The sequence below is a fragment of the Xanthomonas maliensis genome, from assembly GCF_009192945.1.
Classification (GTDB): Bacteria; Pseudomonadota; Gammaproteobacteria; order Xanthomonadales; family Xanthomonadaceae; genus Xanthomonas; species Xanthomonas maliensis.
The window spans coordinates 1-747 of sequence record NZ_NSET01000139.1; the positions used below are offsets into that span (position 1 = coordinate 1).

A 747-nucleotide genomic window follows, 5' to 3' on the forward strand; every position below is an offset into this window, starting at 1 on the left:
GTTATGGAGTCAGCTGCTCAATATCGATCGCCAAAAGTTCATTCCGACGTTGACCGCCGGTCTGATCATCTGGCAGATGTTATCCGGCGTTCTTATCGAGAGCTGCGGCCTCTTTGTGCGGCAGGCGCCACTAATTCGTAATGTGGTGATGCCGCTTTCGGTCCATCCGACGAGTGTTGTCACGCGATACATAGTCAACTTCGTACACAGTTTGGTCGTATTTCTGATTGTTGCGGTCTTCTTTCATATTCCCGTGACCTGGTACACATTGCTATTTATTCCAGGGATTTTGTTGGTGACGCTCAATATGCTTTGGATTTGTTTTGTCTTCGGTGTGCTGGGGGCTCGCTATCGCGATCTTGAGTACGGTGTGTCATCGGTGATGCCGATGCTATTCTTGATAAGTCCAGTGATGTACCGGTTGGAGGCGCTGCCGTTTTCTTCAGTAATTTTGGAATTCAATCCCTTTACTTATCTTATTGAGGGCATTCGGGCGCCGATGCTCGGTCATGCGCCGAGTATGGTGACGTATGTGGTGTTGACAGTAATGGCGGTGATCGGCTGGATCGCGGCATTCTGGTTTCTTCACAAGGCCAAGCTGCGCCTTCCCTTCTGGATCTAGAACGATGACAGCCAAACTTGAATTCCACCATGTCACGCTGCGGGATTCCATCTATAACAATCTGTTTCTTTTACACATCTCCGCGCCCACGGAACGGACTCCTATTTCGTATTCCGGCTTTTGCT

1 protein-coding gene is annotated in these 747 nt (G+C 49.5%); it reads left to right on the plus strand.

Features of this window, described 5'->3' with window-relative positions:
- A partial coding sequence (locus CKY51_RS22295) for an ABC transporter permease (RefSeq protein ID WP_152250079.1) occupies nucleotides 1-622 on the plus strand: 622 nt, incomplete at its 5' end.
- Nucleotides 623-747 lie beyond the last annotated feature (125 nt).